Here is an 18,883-nt window from a genome sequence, read left to right on the forward strand (position 1 = left end):
ACCCGAGCTCGGCACGCTGCCGCAGGGGGCTTTCCTCCCTTAACCGGCCTGTTCTACCGAAGCAGTCGGTGTTGCTCCCTTACCGACGTATCCACGCGCGGAGCCGAAACAACTCCAAGTCGGAGTACCCAAAAGTCCCCCAGACGTAAGCGCCCTAGGTCGGGTTCTCTGCCCTCTGCTCCTCAAGGATGTTGTTGGTGAGTTCGATCGTGGCGAGGTAGAGCCAAAAGATCCAGTCGAGGTAGTAGTCGGGGTAGTCCGAATTCTGGTCCTCAGCGTGGTGGCGGATGTCGAACTTGTTGGCGATGAGAAAAAGCTGACCCGCATGGGTCTTGTTCAGCGCATCGGCCAGGACGTTCTTACGGCGTGATTCGAGGACGTCGGCTAGAGATCTGGCGGCCGATCGTTTGTCGTTCCTGGTGGCACCTCGTTTGCGGAACTGCTCCACGCCGTGTTGGACGCGATCGACACTAGGCGTGGTCCTACTGGTCGCGGTGTCGATGAGGTCGTTGCGTGCGTCGTCTGTGGTGGTGACAAGACGACCTTCTTCGGCACCGTCCTCGGCAAGTCGGAGCCTGACGTCGTGTCGGTCGAATAGCTTGTTAACCCGCCATCGATAGACGGCACGTCCGCTTGTTGAGTCGAATTGCTTTCCATGCCAACCGCATTCGTTGTAGTTGTGCTCCCAGCCGTCGCGGGGGCGGGCGGCCGCGTCGTGTAGAACTTCGACGACGTCGTAGAACAGATCACGATCGCCGATCAGCACACTCGAGTCGAGCGGCCATGCGAGATCTACGGTCAAGTTCTGATATAGGTACTGCTCGGGCTGGTGGCCGCGTTGATCGTCGACGCAGTCTTTGGTGAAGATACGGTCGAAGTAGCAGAGGGTGTCTAGGTCGTTGGCCAGGTCTACATAGCGGGTCACCAGCGTATCGAAAGCCGCTGGAGACTCCGCAGACGTAGTGATGCCGTGGCGTTCTCGCCAAAGCGGCCGCCTGGCCGACGGATCTTCGTTGAGCTGGTCGGCCTGCGACATGAGGTCGCGGAGAAAGCTCTGGCGGTACGAAAAGACGTTGTCCTTGGGCTTGTTGACCCATTCCAGGCCCAGAGTGCCGGGGAGTTCATTCAGATCGTCCAGAGGCCCGCACGCCGGAAAATCCACGAACGCGTCGCGAAGCAGCAGCTTGCAGCGGTCGTCCCAATTATCCTCACTAGCACGTAGATTGAGCAGCTTTGCTGCCTCCTGTACAAAAAGCGCTCTCGGCCAACGCAGCTGGTATTCAGCGTCAGTTACTCGTTCGATCATTCCGGCACTGCTCCTGTTGTCGAGTCGAGGGTGACCGGTTTCCGCGCAGCCTGCTCGAAGTGCCGATACAGAGTGCGTCTACTGACTCCCAGTACTTCTGCGATATCTCCGATCGTTCTGCCCTGGTTACGCATTCGGGTTGCTTCCCGCTTTTTGGTGACCGTGAGCGCGGGTGGGCGACCGCCGACCTTCCCTCGTTCGCGGGCCGCAGCGAGGCCTGCGTGTGTACGTTCGCGAAGAAGTTGTCGCTCGAAGCTGGCGAGGGCACCGAAGATGTGGAAGATGAGTTCTCCGCCGGCGGTGGTGGTGTCGATCTGTTCTGTGACCGATGCGAACGCCACTCCCCTGGCTTTGAGGTCTGCGATGAGCTCGATGAGATGGGGAAGGTTGCGGCCGAGCCGGTCGAGTCGCCAGACGGTGAGCACGTCACCGGGCAGGAGAATGTCGAGCAGTTCCGTCAACGCCGGCCGGGTGGTGGTAGACCCGCTCGCAGTGTCGGTGAAGATACGTTCGCAACCGAAAGCTCTCAGCGCGTCGCTCTGTAGATCGAGGTTCTGTTCAGCGGTCGAGACCCTGGCGTACCCGTATTTGTGGCCCACAGCGGTCAACTGTGCCACAACTCATCTATTCAATGGTTCTGACACGCCAAGGTTTAGCCTACGTTTTTGACACCATCCAGCGGCTGGTCGCTCGATCGCCTATTTGTCAGTTTCAGAAGACGACTGCACTGTTTCAGAAGTGGACTGCACTAATCACCTCTCGCGACCGCTAGGGCGTCTCGTTCTTCCCGCGCGAGGGTGAGGTTGCTGTAGAGGGCGGATCGTTTCAATCCGGTGTTCTTGCAGAGTGTTTCGATCTTGAACTGCCGTGTTTCGTATACCTGGAGTAGGTATGCCCGCTCTTCAGGGGTCAGGGTGTGCGGCCGTCCTTTCATCTTGCCGGCCGCGGCGGCCGCGGCTATGGCGTCGCGGGTGCGGGCTCGGATCAGGTCGGACTCGAATTCGGCCATGAGGCCCAGCATCCCGATGAACATTTTGCCCATGGGATCAGCTGGGTCGTAGACCTTGCCGTCGATCAACAGTGCTACTCCCCTGGCTGCGAGGCGGTTCACGGTTTCGTGGAGGTCTCCGGCGGATCGGGAGAGTCTGTCGAGTTTGGTGACGCAGAATTCGTCGCCTTCGCGGCTGGCGTTGATGGCGTTTTCGAGTCCGGGGCGTTTTGCTTGACGGCCGCTGACAGCGTGGTCGATATAGACCCGGTCGCGTTCGACTCCGATCTTGGCGAGCAGCCCAATTTGGACGGAGGTGTCCTGTCTGGCGGTGCTGCACCGCGCGTACCCGATTTTCATGCCCCTCCGGCCTGCTGGACTTGATCTGTCCATTAGAGACTACGGGAAGCTGGACCAATCAAGTGGACACTTCCAGCGGACGGTTCGGCCGAGAGAACGTCGTGGTCAATCACTCTCAGTAGCCCGTTTGCGCTCGTCCGGTATGACGATGGTCTAAACGCACACCCAAACCCGCAGGAAGCTTCTCAACCCGGACCCGCGAGACAAATCGCGATGAGCCTGCCGAGGTGATCTCAAGAAGCCCGAGCCGTGCGAGAGACCGTGGAGTGTAATTTCCGAGGCGGACGATTGACGGCACGCCACCGACGCGGCCTGTTTATGCACAACCCGACCAGTGCCCCCCGACGTCGATGACTGCCACGCTTCTGCTGTTGGCCGCCATTGGCAGAGTTGCAGCGGTCCGCGAGTAATCTGCAACGGAAATCCCGTGAGGAGAGGAAGCCCTATAAATGGAACCGCCACCAGGGTCGGGTTCGTTAAACCCCAAAACCGGTCGATACGAATCAGGCGAATGCTACTGGGACGGTCGAACCTGGCGGCGGATAGACGACCAGAAACATAAGAAGCCGCACAAGTGGCCGTTGACGACGCCTCAGTCAGTGGTTGCAGGTGCTGCGTTGGTAAGCGTGCTCCTCCTAGGAGTCGCTCTCGGCAACGCCGACAATAATGAGAACTCTACGCGCGCCATTCAGACGACCACACGCACGCTTCCGCCTTCGCCCCCGGGAGGTTCGGCTCCGAGTGGTGCCGAACGAGCGACCACCGTCCCAACCGTATCGCCCTCACCGGCCGCTGCGGTAACGACAGATCCGAACGCGGCTGCAATCGAAGCGAATCGCGTTGCTATGGATTCTCAACAGGCAGCGGCCGACGCTCAAGCAACACGGCTGGACCGACAAACTTACCCAGCAATCGGCGAACGCGAATTCGGCGTGTTGGTCCGCGATCCAGATGCCGAACGGGGAAGAAGAGTTGTCGTGTACGGGTATGTGACCCAGTTTGACTCGGTCACCGGGACCTCTATGTTTCGGGCAGACACCTCTGCAGTGGAAGGCAACCAGTGGTACGAGTTCGACCACAACACCATAGTGAACTTCGATCCGGTCATTGGACGCGAAATCATTGATGGCGATGTGGTGACGCTCTACGCAGAGGTCGCCGGAAGTCGGAGCTATGAAACCACATTGGGCACGAGCGAAACCGCGTTAGTACTCAAGGCCAACATGATTGACATCACGGGATAGCAACGGCCTCTCCGACTGGACGATTGATTACGAAGATGAGCGGCATGTCGGGGCGTGTTGCGCAGGACTCGACCGCAAAAGTGTCGTCGAGCCGCGCGATCAGGTTGGGCGCGATGCGAGAGTGCCAATTGTTGATGGCGTTGGCGATTCGATCCCACAATCCGTTCGCCGAGGGACCGATGTGCTCTCGGTCAGAGTAGCTGTCCGATGCACCCATTCGGTCGCGTGCGGTTGTCACGATGCCGAGCTCGATATGGACGCGGTGCGCACTCGCGTTCGGCGATGGTTGTCAGGGCAACGCACACCCACCACAGATGCCCCTGACGTGTGTCGTCGTCACTCGCAGCCGACGCCGTCTCCGTCACCGTCGAACTCGGTACTGAATCCGGGGTCTCCAACTCGGATGGGGGCTGCACCGGCGGCGCGAACTGCGGCGCAGTTCGCGTAGATCACGCTCGCCAGCGCCGGTGCCATACCCACCGGCGCTGGCGCAGCGGGTTGCTGAGCTGGTGTCAGCGCGGGCGCTGACTCGGCGGGGCGGATTGAGGCGGTAGCGCCGCACTCCCCGAGTATGCGAACGATGGCATCGTATTCGGGCGGGGTGACCCAAAGTCCGTACGCGGCTTTGACCTCGACCTGCCGTGAGACGTAGGTACACCGGTACGGCTTGTTGCTCGGCAGCCATGTCGCGGCATCGCCGTCGCCTTTCTGCTGATTCGCCGGGCCGTCCACGGCCTGCAGATTGCGCGGGTCGTTCGCCAGATTCCGCAACGTGAGCTCGTCAAGCTGCTGCGCACCTGTCTGCCAGGCGTTGCTCAGAGCAACGACGTGATCGACCTGCACGGTCATCGAGGTATCGGCACCACGGATGAAGTCGATGGTGGCCCCGGTGTATTCGTCAACCAGGGTGCCTGTTTGTATTGCGCATCCGTTGGATCCCGGTTTCACAGTGATTGCGGTGAGATCCCGTCGAAGTACGTCGTTGCGGGTGTCGCAGCCGTTGCGGCCGTACTCAACGGTTACGTTGTCGGTCCAGGCCTGCCCGAACAGGTCGCGGTCGTAGCCGGTCTTCGGGGCTCGCCCCTTGATCGGCACGGTTGCCAGCATAGTCAGGGCTGTTTGTGCGCTGTCCGCGTTGGTGACCACCGCCGCGGCAGGTACGGATGGATCCACCGGTTCGGGTATGGCCGGCGGATCGACCGGAAGCGTGGGCGTGGCCTCGGTAGTAGCCGCTTCGCGTGAGGTGTCGATTGTCGTATCGGCGGCCGACGACGCAGCATCGGTTTGCGACGTTGCGTCCCTCTCCCCCGACGGATCCACGCAACCGACGACGAGCAGACCGGACAATGCCACTCCGGCGATCCACGGCCACGTCCGCACACTCTTCGATGCGGATGACATAGGCGGCGAACAGCCGGAAAAAGACACAGTGGTGCTCCAGGATCGTTGATGAACGAGTCGGGCGACATCGTAGTTGGGCAGCTGATCAGCAACCGACGCAGTGGAAGTATTCGGCGACGGCTACCGTTTCGCAGTTTCGAGTGCGATTAGCGAAGAACATCACTGCCAAGGAGGTAGCGGTTTCACCCGGAATGAGCCCACATCAGGCGGCCGTAGTCGGCAACAGACGAAAAAGCAGGGTATAGGACCTGGTCATCGACACGTCCCGATGCAAGCCGTTGTCCCACATGCACAGGCCCGAGAGTTGACAGGTCAGATATCGCCCGAGGCTGCTGCCCTGCAGAGTACCGTTACGCGCATGGGGAACAACTTTTACGGCGGCGTTCACCACCATTACCATGGTGGGACGAGAGGTGTTGAACGTCAACCCGATCCGCCGCCCGTCGACACGCGCTCTGTGTGGCGCCAACACCCTATCGTCGGGACGCTGACCTTCGCGATCATGGCCTTCATCGCCCTCGGTGTTGTCATCAACTTCTGGTATGTGTTCGTGCCGCTCGCCGTTGTCGGTGTCGGCGGCTATTTCGGAATCCAGCGGGCCAAGGCGCAGCGCGCAGAGAACGCGGCACTGTCGGCACGGGCACAGGCCGAGCACGAGGCGTACATGCGAGGGTCAGAGGTGGGAATGTTCGGACGGTTCCCGCCGGAGGTGTAACCGATTTGAGAATTCTCGGCGTCGCCTCCGGGGGAGCGGCTGAAACTTTAGCGTAGGTTGTCGTCGGGTTTTCTGTTGATCGTTTACCCGGTCAGTTGTCTTCAGTCCACGTGGTCACCAACTGGGTGGGCAATGGGGTGCTGCTCCCCGGTCGGAGTGCGCATTGTCGCTATGAGCACCGACTGTGTCCGGAGACTTCAGACCACCGATCGAACACGCCTGAACGAAGCCGTGCCGGGAGGACGCGTGCGGTTTCTAACTGGGTGCGCTGGCAACGTAATGGGATGGCATCTCGGTAGGTTGGCGTCGCGGCGGGTCCGGCGCACTCTGTCAGCTATCTGGAGGGGTGGGAGTATCCCAGATTCCCGCATACATCTCGGCTACCAACGGCCACACCTGGCGAAGACCGTCCTCGACGGAGTCGACGACGGTGGCGAGGTCGCCGAAGATCACGAACTCGTGGGGAATCACACGGCCAGCCGAGTCTCGGCGTCCGAGCGGATCCTCGATGCGAAGCGCAACATGTCCATCCTGGCGGTGCCACGCAGTCAGCGCGTCTCCAGCGTCGTCGAAAGCACGTTCGTAGTCCGGGAGCGGGTCGCCGAGTCCGGCGTCGAGAAGAAAACGAAAACCCCAATTACGGCCCCGAGTGGACCAGATGATGTCCGAGGGTCCGGAACTGGTGCTCACTTCGGGTTCCTGATCACCTTGTCGTCGACGCCCTGCTCGAGGTCCAACTTGAACTGCGTCAGTGTCGCTCGCAGGTAGTCGTGCTGAGCGCGGGCCTGCGCGTTCATCTCCCTGAGTTTCGGTCCCACCAACCGCGCCGCGTCCGCCAGGATGGGCAGCGCGACGGCGGCGATCTTTCTTGCCTTTCCGCCCTTACCTGGGTTGACCAGTGCTAGAAGCTTTTCGATCGCCGCAAATTTTTCACCCGTCAGGCCTGCTGCCAGCAACTCTGCGCCGTCGGCGAGCGAGTCGAGCACTTTGCCAGGAATGTCGTGCTTCTCCTGCCATTGCACACGACGCTGAAGCGGAAGAATCGACGCCACCGGAAGGACGAGATCGAGACCGATACGCCGGGTCAAGTCGATGTCGAGCGTCTGTGGACCAGTGGACTCGCGCTCGAACTTGGCGGAGGACAGCAGCAAGAAGTCTTCCCCGATGGACAGGGCAGCGGGGGTGTCGATGAGTTCGGCGATGGTCGATCGGAGCTGTTCGATGTCTGCTGCTGCATTGACGATGATCAGATCGCGGAAAGTGTCGACGTCCCAGTCCGGGAACAGATCGGCTTTCGAGAGCGCCAGGATCCACACCCGAGGGAACTCGACGATAGGCCCGTCCTCGAGCAAGTCGTCCTTGATTCGTAAGAGCCCCTGACGAAAGCTGAACATCAACGACTTCAGGTACAGCTCTTCGTCGCCTCGGTGGTCGAGTAATTTCTGTCCGTCGACCAGCAGGAAAGCGACGTCGGACCGAAGTAGAGAACGGAAGGTGTCGGTGCGCCGCTCGCGCTCCGTCGCGCTGCTGGGCTCGGTTTCGAACCATTCGCCTGGATAGTCGTGCCATGCGAGTCGGAGGACGTCGAAGGGCCGCTTCTTGGCTGCGTCGGTGTCTGCGCCTTTGAGTTTCACCGAGAAGTAATGAGTCGTCGCCTTGTATCGGTCTTGTTTCGGTGCCGTCGCGAGGTCCCGCATGCGGAGGTAGTTCCTGTAGAGCCGATGCCCTTGGCCGATGTCGTCGGCAACAAGGTCCCAGAGATCGTTCGCGTATCCCCCATCCTGCGTCGGTCCGAAAAAAGACGACAACAAAACAGTCTTGCCCGAACCACTCTCGCCGAACACGGCGATGTGTTGCTCTCGAACCCTGGGAAATTTGGCCATGGCAGGGAAGGTACAACACACGGCGTGAGCGCCTCCGCTGCGACAAGAGACCGCAGGTGAAACGTGCAAGCAGTGCCGTCACCTTCGAACCCAGAGCTGCACCTCCTCGGCCGCAACCTACCGGTCTCAGGCACATCGACGACTTTGAAAATCGATGGACGCATGATCAGCCAAGAGGGTTCATCTGCTTCAATTCCGTCATGACCGATCCGGTAGACATCACAACGACAACACCCACCGTTGGTGACACAGTCCAAGTGCGACGCCTAGAAGGCGGCTTCGTTACCGGGACCGTAGTCGAGGACTTCGCCGACTACTTGCTGACCGTCCCCGTCGCCGGCCGAGACTGGGCGATGCCCCATCGATGGGCCGTCGCAACGAACAGCGGAACGCTGATCTTCGCCGACGACGCCGACATCATCGAGCACCACAAATCCGAACCGTCGACGACAACGGCGACACCGAACGACGTAAGCCACAAGACCTGACCGGTGGACATCTACCCAATTCTGGTTGCCTCGGTCATCGGGTCCGCGGCCGTACTGGGCATTGTCATACCAGTCCTGCTGGTCATGACGATCATCGACATCACGCGGGCGCTGCGAAACCGCACCGAAGGTTCCCCAAGCCAACCCCCGGCGTCAGCACGAAGAGCAGCCGACTTCTGACACTGACAAACGTCATCGACACTACTGATCCTCGCGTTGATCGCCCTCGCTGGCGGGAAGTCGATTCACGTCGCGATCACCGTAGGAATCACCCCATTCCCACACGCCACTGAGGGCATCGCGAACTTCGCTACAGCCCGGACGACGGTGTAGGCGCGTGGTAAGCGTGGGCGTACTCACGGAGTCGATCCCGGACATCGTCGTCCAGGTCCGGGCCGCCCGGCAGATTCAAGGCCCACCACAACCGGCGCCGATACTCCGCACCCGAAATTCCGAACGCGACGAAGATGTCTTCATCGTCGGCACCACCGTACGGTTCCCAGCGCACCGCGAACCCCACAAAAGTCTCTGCCGACCGCTCGTCCGTCATGCCGACAATTCTCGCCGACCTATCGACCGTCCACACACTCCCACCGCAGCCCCGACAACCCGAGACCTGCGATGCCCCGATTGTGCACTCCACTTCTGCACTCAGATTGTCAGAAGACGGCTGCAATCACTGGTGAAATCCCAGCAAATCGTGCAGCCCACTTCTGAAACTGACACGGCCTGTCAGTTTCAGGAGTCGCGTTCACTGTGTCAGAAGTCGAATGCACTGAGCGCCAGCAATTGATGTGGGTTCGGCTCCTACTCCGGCTCGTCGGCGTTAGTGTTGCCTATGGGCATGTCGAAAGTGGTACCTGCGCTGCCGGTACGAGACATCGACACCGCTGTAGAGATATACGTCCGCGCGTTCGGCTTCACGACCCGGTACACCGACCCGACTTTCGCGAGACTTACCCGCGACGACGTCGAGATCCACTTGTGGGCCGCCGACGACGACAGCTGGAATACCCGTTCAGACCCTGCGGCATGGCCGGTATGCAGCGGAGCCGAGACGTTCCTTGCCGGCACAGCCAGCTGCCGCATCGCCGTGGACGAGATCAACGACCTTTACGCCGAGATGTCCCGCGCGGGAGTGCTCCATCCCGCAGACGCGGGTCGTCCCGTCTCGACGGACTGGGGAACGACGGAGTTCGCAGCTGTCGACACCGACGGCAATCTGATCACTTTCCATACCGATGAAAAAAGCCAACACGAGCCCACCACGGCAGGCAACGGCGCACCCTGACCGCACCCTCGAGCAGAAACTCGATGACCCGGACGTCCGTCGACGCGCTACGCGTGGTCATCGTCCTGAAATAAGCGCATGCTGGACTTGTCCACCCGCGCGCAGTCAGGCGACGGTCAGATAGATCAACGCGACATTGAGTGCGACGACGATTCCCGCGATGAGCCATGCCGCGTATGCCGTGATCCGGTGATTGACATCGCCGCCCATCAGGATGCGGTCCGAGGTGAACCGCACCAAGGGAATGAGCGCGAACGGAATACCGAAGGACAGGACGACTTGTGAGACGACCAGTGCCCGACTGGGGTCGACCCCCGCGGCCAGAATTGCCAGTGCGGGAACAAGTGTCACCAGTCGTCGCACCAGAATCGGAATGCGCTGACGTAGTAGGCCGTCCATGATCATCGCGCCGGCGTATGCCCCGACCGATGTCGATGCCAGGCCCGAGGCCAGCAGGCCCACCGCGAACAGCAGCGCTACCACCGGCCCCAGAGTGTCTCCTACTGCTGTGTGAGCTCCTTCGATGGAATCGACGCCCTCTCGGCCTCCCAGCGTCGAGGCCGCCAACAGCAGCATCGACATGTTCACTGCACCGGCCAGCAGCATCGCCAACCCGACATCGATCCGGGTGATCCGCAACAACCGCTGCCGGACAGGCCCTGCCTCGGGGTGTCCGTGCCGGTCACGTGCAAGGCCGGAGTGCAGATAGACCGCGTGCGGCATGATCGTCGCACCGAGCATAGCGGCGGCTATCAATACGCTTTCCGCGCCGTCGAACCGCGGAATCAACCCGGCGGCAGCGGCGGTGAACGATGGCGGTTCCACGACGACGCTGGCAAGAAATCCGACGGCGATGACACCGAGTAGACCGAGAATCACGAACTCGAACGGGCGCTGGCCCCGGCGATCCTGGACCAGCAACAAGATCATCGATACGGCTCCGGTGATGAGGCCGCCGATCAGGAGCGGCAGGTCGAAGAGCAAGTAAAGAGCGATCGCACCGCCGACGATCTCTGCGAGGTCGGTCGCCATGGCGACCACTTCTGCTTGCCCCCAATATGCCAGTCGCACACTCTTGCTCGACTTCTCGCGGACCACTTCGGGCAGTGTCATTCCGGTGACGATGCCGAGTTTGGCGGAGAGGAACTGCACGAGGCCGGCCATCACGTTCGCGGCGACGATCACCCAGACCAGCAGGTACCCGAACTGCGCGCCGGCGCTGACGTTGGAGGCGACATTGCCGGGGTCGACGTAGGCGATCGCGGCGACGAAAGCAGGACCGAGCAGAACGAGGCCAGACCGAAACCTCGAGGGCGGCCGAGACGATCGGCGCTGCAGCACAGACATGACCACACCCTCCGGCACCAACAATATGTCAGAACCCTGAAAATATAGTTCGGCCTCCCGAACAATGCAATGCGGCGTGGCGGTTCGGCGACATCACGATCAGATGGGCAGGATCACTGCACTGACGAATTCGTTGCGGATCCAGGCGATGAACAACCCCCACACCCCGGTCAGCAGTGCGATGCCGACGGCGATCATGATGACACCGCCCGCCACCTTGATCCTCTGAGAGTTCCTCCGAAGCCACCCCACACCGCGCATCGCCGAACTCGAACCGAACGCAAGAACGACGAACGGTAGGCCGAGTCCCAGGCAGTACGCGACGATGAGAGTGACCCCGCGGGCTGCGGTTGCACCTTCGGTGCCTGCCGCCACGGACAGCACGCCGGCAAGGGTCGGACCCAGGCACGGCGTCCAGCCGAGCGCGAACACCCCACCGAGCAGCGGCGCTCCTGCAAGGGACGAGATCTGCCGGGGTGCGAATCGGGTGTCGCGTTGCAGTGCGGGTATCAACCCGATGAACGCCGCACCCATGATGATCGTGATGACCCCGCCCACGCGTTGGAGTACTTGCTCGTTGATGCGCAAGGTGCCGATGACTCCGAAGACCGAGGCTGTGGCGAGGACGAAGACGATGGTGAACCCGGCGACGAACAACGACGCTGCACCGGCCACACGCCAGCGATTCACGAGACCCGTCGACGACGTACCGGCGGTCGCGGTGCTGGGTGTCCGGGCATCGGCTGACTGAGCCTCGCAGGCCGATTGGGTGCCGCGGGCTGATTGGGCGTCGCGGGCTGATTGGGCGTCGGCGCCGGCGATGCCTGCCAGGTAGGACAGGTATCCCGGCACCAGCGGCACCACGCACGGTGAGGCGAACGAGACCAACCCGGCGAGCATGCATGCCGCGATCGCCAGCAGTAGGGGCCCACTCGATGCCGCGTTCTGGAACGTCGACCCGATGTCTTGGGCGAGAAGAGTCGTCATTCCGCGGCTATCCGTTCGACGACGGGAAGCAGGTCTTCGGTGAGCAGGGCTCGCATGAAGACCGCGGCCACCCGGTGCTGGCGATCGAGTACCAGCGTCGAGGGAATGACGCTGGTCGGATAGTTCCCGCCGAGGGCGATCAGCGTCCGCATCGAGGGGTCGTAGATCGAAGGGTAAGTGACGTTGTTGTCGACCACGAAGTCCTGCGCTTTGTCCTTCTGCGGATCTCGGACATTGATACCGAGGAACTGCACACCGCGCTCACGGGTGGCCTCGTAGACCTCTTCGAGGTCGTCGGCTTCGCCGCGGCAGGGGCCACACCATTGACCCCAGAGATTGATCACGACGACCTTTCCGTCGTAGTCCGCCAGAGCGGTCGTCTTGCCCTCCTCCATCAGATCGGGGCCGGCGAGCTCGCCTATGGTTCCGCGTGTTTCGGGAGGGTCGTAGACGATGTCGGTTCGGCCACCGGGCGCGACGAAGTCGAAGCTCCCGCCGGACGGTGCAGCGTCGGCACCAGCGGAGCATCCGGAGATCAGTAGTACGACGGCAAGAATCGATCCGATTGCCGCGGTGGGCGTGCCGCCTTGTCGTCGAGTACCGACCCACACGGGTAGGAAACGTGTCATGAGGTGAAGTCCTTTATTGCAGTGCGGATCTGGTCTGTCGTCTCGAACACTGTCGGGTCGGTGATGCGCTCGATCGTTCCGTCCGGGCGGACGAGAAAACTCAGGGGAAGGACCGGCGGTGCCGAGAGCGCGTCCTGGACGCTGCCGCCGTCGATGTAGTTCGGATAGCGGATGCCCAGTTGCGTGAGCAGCGCGGCCGCGTCCGCGGGTCGGTCCTCGACGTTGATTCCGATGACTGGGATCGCGTCGGGTTCTGCGGCGTAGGCATCGACTACGGGCATCTCGGTGCGGCACGGGCCGCACCAGGATGCCCACAGGTTGATCAGCGTCACCTCGCTGCCGAGAACGTCGACGAGATCGACATCGTCGGCACTGCCGATGCAGCGCGCCATCACTCCCGCCAGCGGCCCACCTTCGTGTGGCACCGGCTGCGGACACAGCGGTAGCGCTGTTGCTCGTGCCGCGTCATCCGGCGGGCGGGACAGTGTGGGTTCGGGTCCGACCGGCGCGACATTGTTGGCGATGACGTCGGATGGGCCGCCCTCGACGCCACCGGAGCGGGGCCACAGTGCGACGATCGATGCAACGACAACGACGAGCATGACGATCGACCAGCCGCGCGTCATCGCCGTGACCTTCTTTCTCGAGAGATCGGCAGAGGGGCGAACGGTACGTCGCGGATCATAGGAGCGTGGACCAGTACGACCAGAAACGCTGCGCGATCAGGGCGATGAGGACGAGAAACCACACGGTCAGCGCAATCGAGTGATTGCGCATCAACACTCCCGCCCACTGCCGCCGGCCCGCACTCGGAGCCCCGCGGTCGAGGTTGCGCAGCGTGACGTACCAGAAGATCGGTACGGTGACCGCCCACACCGCCATGCAGTACGGGCACAGCGCGCCGATGTCGTAGAGGCTCTGCACGATCAGCCAGTGCACGAAGACCGCAGCAGCAGTGACACCGACCTGCAGTGCACTCCAGAACCACTGCGCGAACACGGCTCCGGCGAGCAGGGCGGCACCCACTGCCGCCACGACGGCGAAGCCCGCGATCCCGAGAAGGGAATTGGGAAATCCGAACGCAGACGCCTGCGGGGTGTCCATCACCGATCCGCAGTTGAGTACCGGATTGATACTGCAGGTCGGGGCGTAGGCGGGATCGAGCGCAAGGGCGAACTTCTCTACCGTGAGTACGAACGCGGCGGCCAGTCCGATCACGCCTCCTACCAGCAGCAGCCAGGGCAGGCTTCGGGCGAACGGTCCGCTGCGTCGGGTGAGAGCGGCTGCGCGGTCAGCCGAGTGCAGCGTCGAGGGCATCGGTGAGGTCTCCGTAGGTGGTGGGTTCGATCTTGGTGCCGTTGAGGAAGAACGTCGGGGTGCCCTGGACGCCGAGCGCGATCCCGTCGGCGACGTCGGCCTCGATGCGTTCGAGCGTCGCAGGGTCGGTGTAAGCGGCATCGAAGGCGCTCATGTCGAGTCCTTGCTCGACGGCGAAGCTCCGAAACAACTCGTCCTGCGGAACCTGCTGTTCGCCCCACTGCGCCTGCGTCTCGTACATGCGCTGATACATGTCCTCGAAGCCGCCCTGCTGTGCTGCGGCTTCGACAGCGCGTGCGGCGCGTTCGGCATTGAAGTGCGAGGCGATGGGAAAGTAGCGGGCCACGAAGCTCACCCGGTCGCCGTACTCCTCACGCAATTGTTCGATCGCTGGGTAGACAGACCGGCAGGCCTCGCACTCGAAGTCGAGGAACTCCACGAACGTGACCCGGCCGTCGGGCACCGAGTTCAACCGATGACTGTTCTCGCGCACCGCGATCGAGGCAGGGTCGGCGGCGGCCTGCTCGGCGGCGGCAGCATCCGGCGTGCCCGATCGGTCCACCACCAGAAATACAGCCAACGCGGCGGCGAACACGACCACCAGGGACAGGGAAATCTTCAACGCTCGGCTCATACAACTACCTTCTCGACTCGTTCGGACTGATCAACGGGCCCGATATGGGCGTTTCGACCCGTTGTGACTAACAATCGTACGAACGTCGACCGAAAGGTCTTCCCTGACGATCGCATGATTGTTAGATTGTGCCCATGGCCTTGGAACCTTTGGACTCGTGCGATCTGTTGTGTATGGACCTCCCTCACGCCGAGAGGGTGCGCGCAGCCTTGCCTGCTCTCGGCGATATCGAACCGGTCGCCGACGCTGCCCGAGCTTTCGGTGACCCCACCCGACTGACCATCGCGCTCGCGTTGAACGCCGGCGGGCAGATGTGCGGCTGCGATGTTGCGTGGATCGTGGGACAGAGCCAGAAGCTGGTCTCCCACCATCTCCGCAAACTCAAAGCCGCGGACGCCGTCACATCGAACAGAGAGGGAAAGTTGGTCATGTATTCGCTCACCGATCGCGGCGCCCGACTGCTCTCGATACTGACCGAGCCACTGGCCACCGCCTCGGCCACCGCTGATCTCACCGGGGTCGATCATGGCTGACGCGTGCTGCGGACCGACCCCCGCTGCGCCGACCACCGAACCGGCCGCCGACGGTACGGGCACGGCAGGTCCGGCTCCGACCGACGTACCCCAGAGGTTGTGGCAGGTCCGCGAGCTGCAACTCGCATCGGTAGCCGCGATCATCCTCGCCGCATCGTGGTTGCTCGGTCGAACGGGTGCCGATGCGGTCGCGACCGTCGGCGGTCTGATCGCTGCCGCGATCGCGGCCGTCACCTTCGTTCCCGCGACGGTGAGAAATCTGCGACACGGCCGCATCGGTGTCGGCACGCTGATGACGATCGCGCTCCTCGGTGCCATCGCATTGGGCCAGATCCCCGAGGCCGCGATGCTCGGCATCCTGTTTTCCGTCGCCGAGGGACTCGAGGAGTACGCGGTCACCAAGACCCGCCGCGGACTACGCGCACTTCTGTCCTTGGTGCCGCCGACAGTGTCGGTCCTGCGCGGTGGAACCGAGCAGGCCCTGCCCCCCGACGATGTCGTGATCGGGGACACCATGGTGCTGCGACCGGGCGAGCGAGCTGCCACGGACGGCACCATCGCACGCGGTTCGACGAATCTGGACGTGTCCGCGATCACCGGCGAGTCCGTGCCCATCGAAGCCGGTGTCGGCGACGAGGTGCATGCCGGTGCCATCAACGGCGGCGGAGCCATCGAGATCACCGTCACCGCGCCGGCATCGGAGAGTTCGCTTGCGCGCATCGTCCGCATCGTCGAACAGGCCCAGGACCGCAAAGGGGCCGGCCAGCGGCTCGCGGACCGGATCGCACGTCCCCTCGTGCCTTCGATCATGATTCTCGCCGCCCTCGTCGCCGGCGTCGGTGCGGTGCTCGGTGACCCCATGTTGTGGCTCGAACGCGCACTGGTGGTCCTGGTCGCGGCATCACCGTGCGCGTTGGCCATCTCGGTGCCGCTGTCGGTGGTGGCGGCGATCGGGGCTGCGAGCCGCAACGGGGCATTGATCAAAGGCGGTGCAGCAGTAGAAGAGCTGGGCCGCATCCGCGTCGTCGCCGTGGACAAGACCGGCACCCTCACCGCAGGACGACCGGAGGTCGTCGACGTCGTCACCGCTGCGGGAATCGGCCGCGACGCCGCGCTGGCCGTTGCTGCTGCGCTCGAAGCGCGCAGCGAGCATCCACTCGCCCGCGCCATCCTCGCTTCCGTATCGACCGTCGCGGCAGCCGATGATGTCACTGCCATCGCCGGGCACGGCCTGACCGGCACCCTCGACGGAGCCGCGATCAGGCTCGGGAAACCGAGCTGGTTCGACACCCACCCCAGCTCCGAGGAGTTCCGCGCCGACGTCGCTCGTCTCCAAAGCAGCGGTGCCACAGTCGTTCTCGTCGAACGCGCCGGAGTCCTGATCGCTGCGATCGCCGTCCGCGACGAACTGCGGCCCGAGGCCGCCGAGGCTGTCCGCCAACTCACCGCGCTCGGTATCGACACTGCGATGCTCACCGGCGACAACGCACTCACTGCGCAGGCCCTGGCGACCCAGGCGGGTATCACCGCCGTCCACGCCGAACTACTGCCCGAGGACAAAGCGGCCCTGCTCGCCGACATCGCGGCCGGACGCAAGATTGCCATGGTCGGCGACGGCATCAACGACGCTCCCGCCTTGGCGACCGCAGATGTCGGTATCGCCATGGGCGCAATGGGAACCGACGTTGCCATCGAGACCGCCGATGTTGCCCTCATGGGGGAAGACCTCCGGCATCTACCGCAGGTGCTGGCCCACGCTCGGCATGCCCGCGGCATCATGGTCCAGAACATCGCCCTGTCGATCGCGATCATCGGCGTGCTCGTCCCACTGGCTGCCACCGGCGTCCTCGGTTTGGCGACTGTGGTGCTCGTCCACGAACTCGCCGAAGTCCTGGTGATCGCCAATGCGATTCGTGCCGCCCGCACCACACCGTTGGACGGGTTCGTCCCACCGCCTACGGCATCCGGTGCCCTCAATGTCACGATCGCACCCGCAGCGGCCTTCGAGGATGCCTGCTGCGCTCCGGCCCCGACGCCGAGGAACGCTGCGCCTCTCGCATCTGGGAACCTACTGGCCGCCACCACCGCACCGTCACCCTCGGCGATCGGAGCAGACGACGGCAGCAGCTCCGGGTGCTCGGATGGATGTACCTGCTGCACATCGACTCCCGCGCGAAGCGAACTCGGTCAGGGAAGGTAGAGACCTGCGGGCGGTGATCGGACTGCATGCAGGCTCTACGGGATCGACATGACCCCAGCAGCAGCGGCATCGACAACAGAGGTGCGCTGGCACCACCTCGAACGAACACACATCCTCTCGCAGCACTATCCGTGATTGCATGCTCTCAACCACGCCGCGATGGTGAAAGCTGCGGCGGTAGAACATGATCGGCGCGAATCCTGGGGTCAGGTGATCCGGATCGTGATCGCTGCTCCAGGATCGTGGTCGGGGCGATACCCGGCCGGTAACACCGGCCGGGTCGAGGCGGGACCGATGTCGCCGATGCCCATTCCGCAGGACCGTACGGACGCGCTGAGAGGCAGATAGCGGTCATCAGTTCAGGCCTGCGTAGGAGTGCAGGCCGGAGACGACCATGTTGATGATGAACAGATTGAACAGCATCGCCACGAATCCGGCGATGTTGATCCATGCTGCGCGGGTGTTGCGCCACCCGCTGGTGGCGCGGGCGTGCAGGTAGGAGGCGTAGACGATCCAGGTGATGAAGGAGACCGTTTCTTTCGGATCCCAGCCCCAGAACCGGCCCCACGCGGCTTCGGCCCAGATAGCGCCGAGGATGACGCCGACGCCGAAGAGCGGGAAGGCGAAGATCGTGGTCTTGTAGGCCACGATGTCCAGTGTCTGCGCGGAGGGCAGGCGGGCTGCGATCCGGCTCACGCGGCTGCCCGAGTCCTCGGGATGCTTCATGCGGATCAGGAACAGTATGCTCGCAACCCCGGAGATCAGGAACACCCCGCTGCCGAGCGAGACGATGGAGACGTGCACCGGCAGCCAGTACGACTGCAGTGCCGGTACCACCGGTGCTGCGTCGGCGTACAGCACGGTGCCGGCGACGAACAGCAGGATCAACGTCGGCACCAGAACGAACAACCACAGGGTGCGTAGCTGCGTCGAGCGCAGCACCACCAGTGCAGCGACTACACCTGCTGCGCAGGTGACCGAGACGAATTCGTACATGTTGCCCCACGGCGGCCTGCCGGTGGCGATCCCGCGAAGGATGATCGACCCGATATGCAGGGTCAGTGCCACCATCACCAGCCCGAGTCCGCTACGCCCGAAACGTTCGGATGGAACTCGCCGGGGTGCGTCGGGAATGCGTCCGGGCGTCGTCGACGTGGCAGCAATGATCCGAGCACGAAGTCGCTCCGTATTGTGCAGTTCCGCGCTACGGGTCGTTGCGAGCTGTGCGAGGAATGCGATCGCGGCGAGGAGATAGACCACGAAGGCGGTCTCGAAGCTGATGTCGCTCCACCGGGCGAGGGTGTCGTCGATCGGCATGGTGCTACACCGTTTCTCTGTCGTGGTTCTCGGACGGGCTCTGCGTGTGCGGCCAGATCTTCAACCGAAGGGTCTGGAATTCCGGTCCCCAGCCGGCGTGATCGGTGCGAGCCAGGCCACCCATGTCCACTGGCGAGAGACCGCGCTCGCCGGGGTGGACCCGGAACCAGACACGGCGACGTGTGATGACCAGGGACACCAGTAGTCCGGTCATCATCGTGACCGCGAACACGAGCACCCACC

Annotated in this window: 21 protein-coding genes and 1 pseudogene; 7 read left to right on the plus strand and 15 right to left on the minus strand. The window is 63.0% G+C overall.

Going from position 1 to position 18,883, the window contains the following annotated elements; translation table 11 throughout:
- Positions 1–154: 154 nt before the first annotated feature.
- The 3 genes from QM590_RS13675 to QM590_RS13685 all read right to left on the minus strand — a co-directional run bounded on the left by QM590_RS13675 (position 155) and on the right by QM590_RS13685 (position 2,654).
- Positions 155–1,306, minus strand: coding sequence for a hypothetical protein (locus QM590_RS13675; protein ID WP_269595234.1), 1,152 nt, complete (start codon positions 1,304–1,306; stop codon positions 155–157).
- Positions 1,303–1,923, minus strand: a complete 621-nt coding sequence (locus tag QM590_RS13680; protein ID WP_411741335.1) for a recombinase family protein — start codon at positions 1,921–1,923, stop codon at positions 1,303–1,305. Before QM590_RS13680 ends, QM590_RS13675 begins: the two co-directional genes overlap by 4 nt.
- Positions 1,924–2,054: 131 nt before the next feature.
- Positions 2,055–2,654, minus strand: a complete 600-nt coding sequence (locus QM590_RS13685) for a recombinase family protein (protein ID WP_094742445.1) — start codon at positions 2,652–2,654, stop codon at positions 2,055–2,057.
- An 845-nt stretch (positions 2,655–3,499) separates the two neighbouring features.
- Here QM590_RS13685 and QM590_RS13690 point away from each other — a divergent pair.
- Positions 3,500–3,898 (plus strand): hypothetical protein, encoded by a 399-nt coding sequence (locus tag QM590_RS13690; protein ID WP_094689030.1) that lies wholly within the window; start codon positions 3,500–3,502, stop codon positions 3,896–3,898.
- Positions 3,899–4,234: 336 nt separating this feature from the next.
- On the opposite strand, the gene QM590_RS13695 is transcribed toward QM590_RS13690, so the two are convergent.
- On the minus strand, positions 4,235–5,299 hold the full coding sequence (locus tag QM590_RS13695) for a GmrSD restriction endonuclease domain-containing protein (RefSeq protein ID WP_243610800.1): 1,065 nt from the start codon (positions 5,297–5,299) through the stop codon (positions 4,235–4,237).
- A 502-nt stretch (positions 5,300–5,801) separates the two neighbouring features.
- Between QM590_RS13695 and QM590_RS13700 the strand changes: the two genes are divergently transcribed.
- Complete coding sequence (locus tag QM590_RS13700; RefSeq protein WP_243610801.1) at positions 5,802–6,014, plus strand: hypothetical protein; 213 nt, start codon at positions 5,802–5,804, stop codon at positions 6,012–6,014.
- Between the two features lie 330 nt (positions 6,015–6,344).
- Here QM590_RS13700 and QM590_RS13705 read toward each other — a convergent pair whose 3' ends face one another.
- Positions 6,345–6,704 carry a hypothetical protein gene (locus QM590_RS13705; RefSeq protein ID WP_094689034.1) on the minus strand — a complete coding sequence of 120 codons (360 nt, stop codon included), beginning with the start codon at positions 6,702–6,704 and terminating at the stop codon, positions 6,345–6,347.
- Complete coding sequence (locus QM590_RS13710) at positions 6,701–7,897, minus strand: TRAFAC clade GTPase domain-containing protein (protein WP_094689035.1); 1,197 nt, start codon at positions 7,895–7,897, stop codon at positions 6,701–6,703. The genes QM590_RS13705 and QM590_RS13710 overlap by 4 nt, the downstream gene beginning before the upstream one ends.
- 200 nt (positions 7,898–8,097) lie before the next feature.
- Here QM590_RS13710 and QM590_RS13715 point away from each other — a divergent pair, with 200 nt between their 5' ends.
- Positions 8,098–8,385 (plus strand): hypothetical protein, encoded by a 288-nt coding sequence (locus QM590_RS13715; RefSeq protein WP_143545972.1) that lies wholly within the window; start codon positions 8,098–8,100, stop codon positions 8,383–8,385.
- 310 nt (positions 8,386–8,695) lie between these two features.
- On the opposite strand, the gene QM590_RS13720 is transcribed toward QM590_RS13715, so the two are convergent.
- On the minus strand, positions 8,696–8,935 hold the full coding sequence (locus tag QM590_RS13720) for a hypothetical protein (RefSeq protein ID WP_094689037.1): 240 nt from the start codon (positions 8,933–8,935) through the stop codon (positions 8,696–8,698).
- Between the two features lie 294 nt (positions 8,936–9,229).
- On the opposite strand from QM590_RS13720, the gene QM590_RS13725 reads away from it, so the two are divergent.
- The gene (locus QM590_RS13725; protein ID WP_197077431.1) at positions 9,230–9,676 is read left to right on the plus strand and encodes a bleomycin resistance protein; all 447 of its coding nucleotides are present in this window, start codon (positions 9,230–9,232) and stop codon (positions 9,674–9,676) included.
- A gap of 105 nt (positions 9,677–9,781) precedes the next feature.
- On the opposite strand, the gene QM590_RS13730 is transcribed toward QM590_RS13725, so the two are convergent.
- From QM590_RS13730 to QM590_RS13755, 6 genes are all read right to left on the minus strand, one after another.
- Positions 9,782–11,023 (minus strand): Nramp family divalent metal transporter, encoded by a 1,242-nt coding sequence (locus QM590_RS13730; RefSeq protein WP_008720147.1) that lies wholly within the window; start codon positions 11,021–11,023, stop codon positions 9,782–9,784.
- A 99-nt stretch (positions 11,024–11,122) separates the two neighbouring features.
- Positions 11,123–12,010 (minus strand): cytochrome c biogenesis CcdA family protein, encoded by an 888-nt coding sequence (locus QM590_RS13735; protein ID WP_032373339.1) that lies wholly within the window; start codon positions 12,008–12,010, stop codon positions 11,123–11,125.
- Positions 12,007–12,639, minus strand: coding sequence for a TlpA disulfide reductase family protein (locus tag QM590_RS13740; RefSeq protein ID WP_080733221.1), 633 nt, complete (start codon positions 12,637–12,639; stop codon positions 12,007–12,009). Before QM590_RS13740 ends, QM590_RS13735 begins: the two co-directional genes overlap by 4 nt.
- Positions 12,636–13,265: a TlpA family protein disulfide reductase gene (locus QM590_RS13745; protein WP_008720130.1), complete on the minus strand. Its 630-nt coding sequence runs from the start codon at positions 13,263–13,265 to the stop codon at positions 12,636–12,638. Before QM590_RS13745 ends, QM590_RS13740 begins: the two co-directional genes overlap by 4 nt.
- Before the next feature lie 55 nt (positions 13,266–13,320).
- The gene (locus QM590_RS13750; protein WP_008720128.1) at positions 13,321–13,956 is read right to left on the minus strand and encodes a vitamin K epoxide reductase family protein; all 636 of its coding nucleotides are present in this window, start codon (positions 13,954–13,956) and stop codon (positions 13,321–13,323) included.
- Positions 13,931–14,590 carry a DsbA family protein gene (locus QM590_RS13755; RefSeq protein WP_008720127.1) on the minus strand — a complete coding sequence of 220 codons (660 nt, stop codon included), beginning with the start codon at positions 14,588–14,590 and terminating at the stop codon, positions 13,931–13,933. Before QM590_RS13755 ends, QM590_RS13750 begins: the two co-directional genes overlap by 26 nt.
- Positions 14,591–14,724: 134 nt before the next feature.
- On the opposite strand from QM590_RS13755, the gene QM590_RS13760 reads away from it, so the two are divergent.
- From QM590_RS13760 to QM590_RS13770, 3 genes and pseudogenes are all read left to right on the plus strand, one after another.
- Positions 14,725–15,123 carry an ArsR/SmtB family transcription factor gene (locus QM590_RS13760; protein WP_032373340.1) on the plus strand — a complete coding sequence of 133 codons (399 nt, stop codon included), beginning with the start codon at positions 14,725–14,727 and terminating at the stop codon, positions 15,121–15,123.
- Positions 15,116–17,323 (plus strand): heavy metal translocating P-type ATPase, encoded by a 2,208-nt coding sequence (locus QM590_RS13765; RefSeq protein WP_032373341.1) that lies wholly within the window; start codon positions 15,116–15,118, stop codon positions 17,321–17,323. Before QM590_RS13760 ends, QM590_RS13765 begins: the two co-directional genes overlap by 8 nt.
- A 48-nt stretch (positions 17,324–17,371) precedes the next feature.
- Positions 17,372–17,671: pseudogene (locus QM590_RS13770) on the plus strand (DUF3703 domain-containing protein).
- Positions 17,672–17,677: 6 nt separating this feature from the next.
- Here the strand turns inward: QM590_RS13770 and ccsB are convergent.
- Both ccsB and QM590_RS13780 read right to left on the minus strand, forming a co-directional pair.
- A complete protein-coding gene (gene ccsB / locus QM590_RS13775) occupies positions 17,678–18,640 on the minus strand; it encodes a c-type cytochrome biogenesis protein CcsB (RefSeq protein ID WP_032373342.1) in 963 nt (320 codons plus the stop codon).
- Between the two features lie 4 nt (positions 18,641–18,644).
- A partial coding sequence (locus QM590_RS13780) for a cytochrome c biogenesis ResB family protein (protein ID WP_269595232.1) occupies positions 18,645–18,883 on the minus strand: 239 nt, incomplete at its 5' end.

Origin of the sequence: Rhodococcus sp. IEGM 1372, assembly GCF_030056835.1 — a bacterium.
Taxonomy (GTDB): domain Bacteria; phylum Actinomycetota; class Actinomycetes; order Mycobacteriales; family Mycobacteriaceae; genus Rhodococcoides.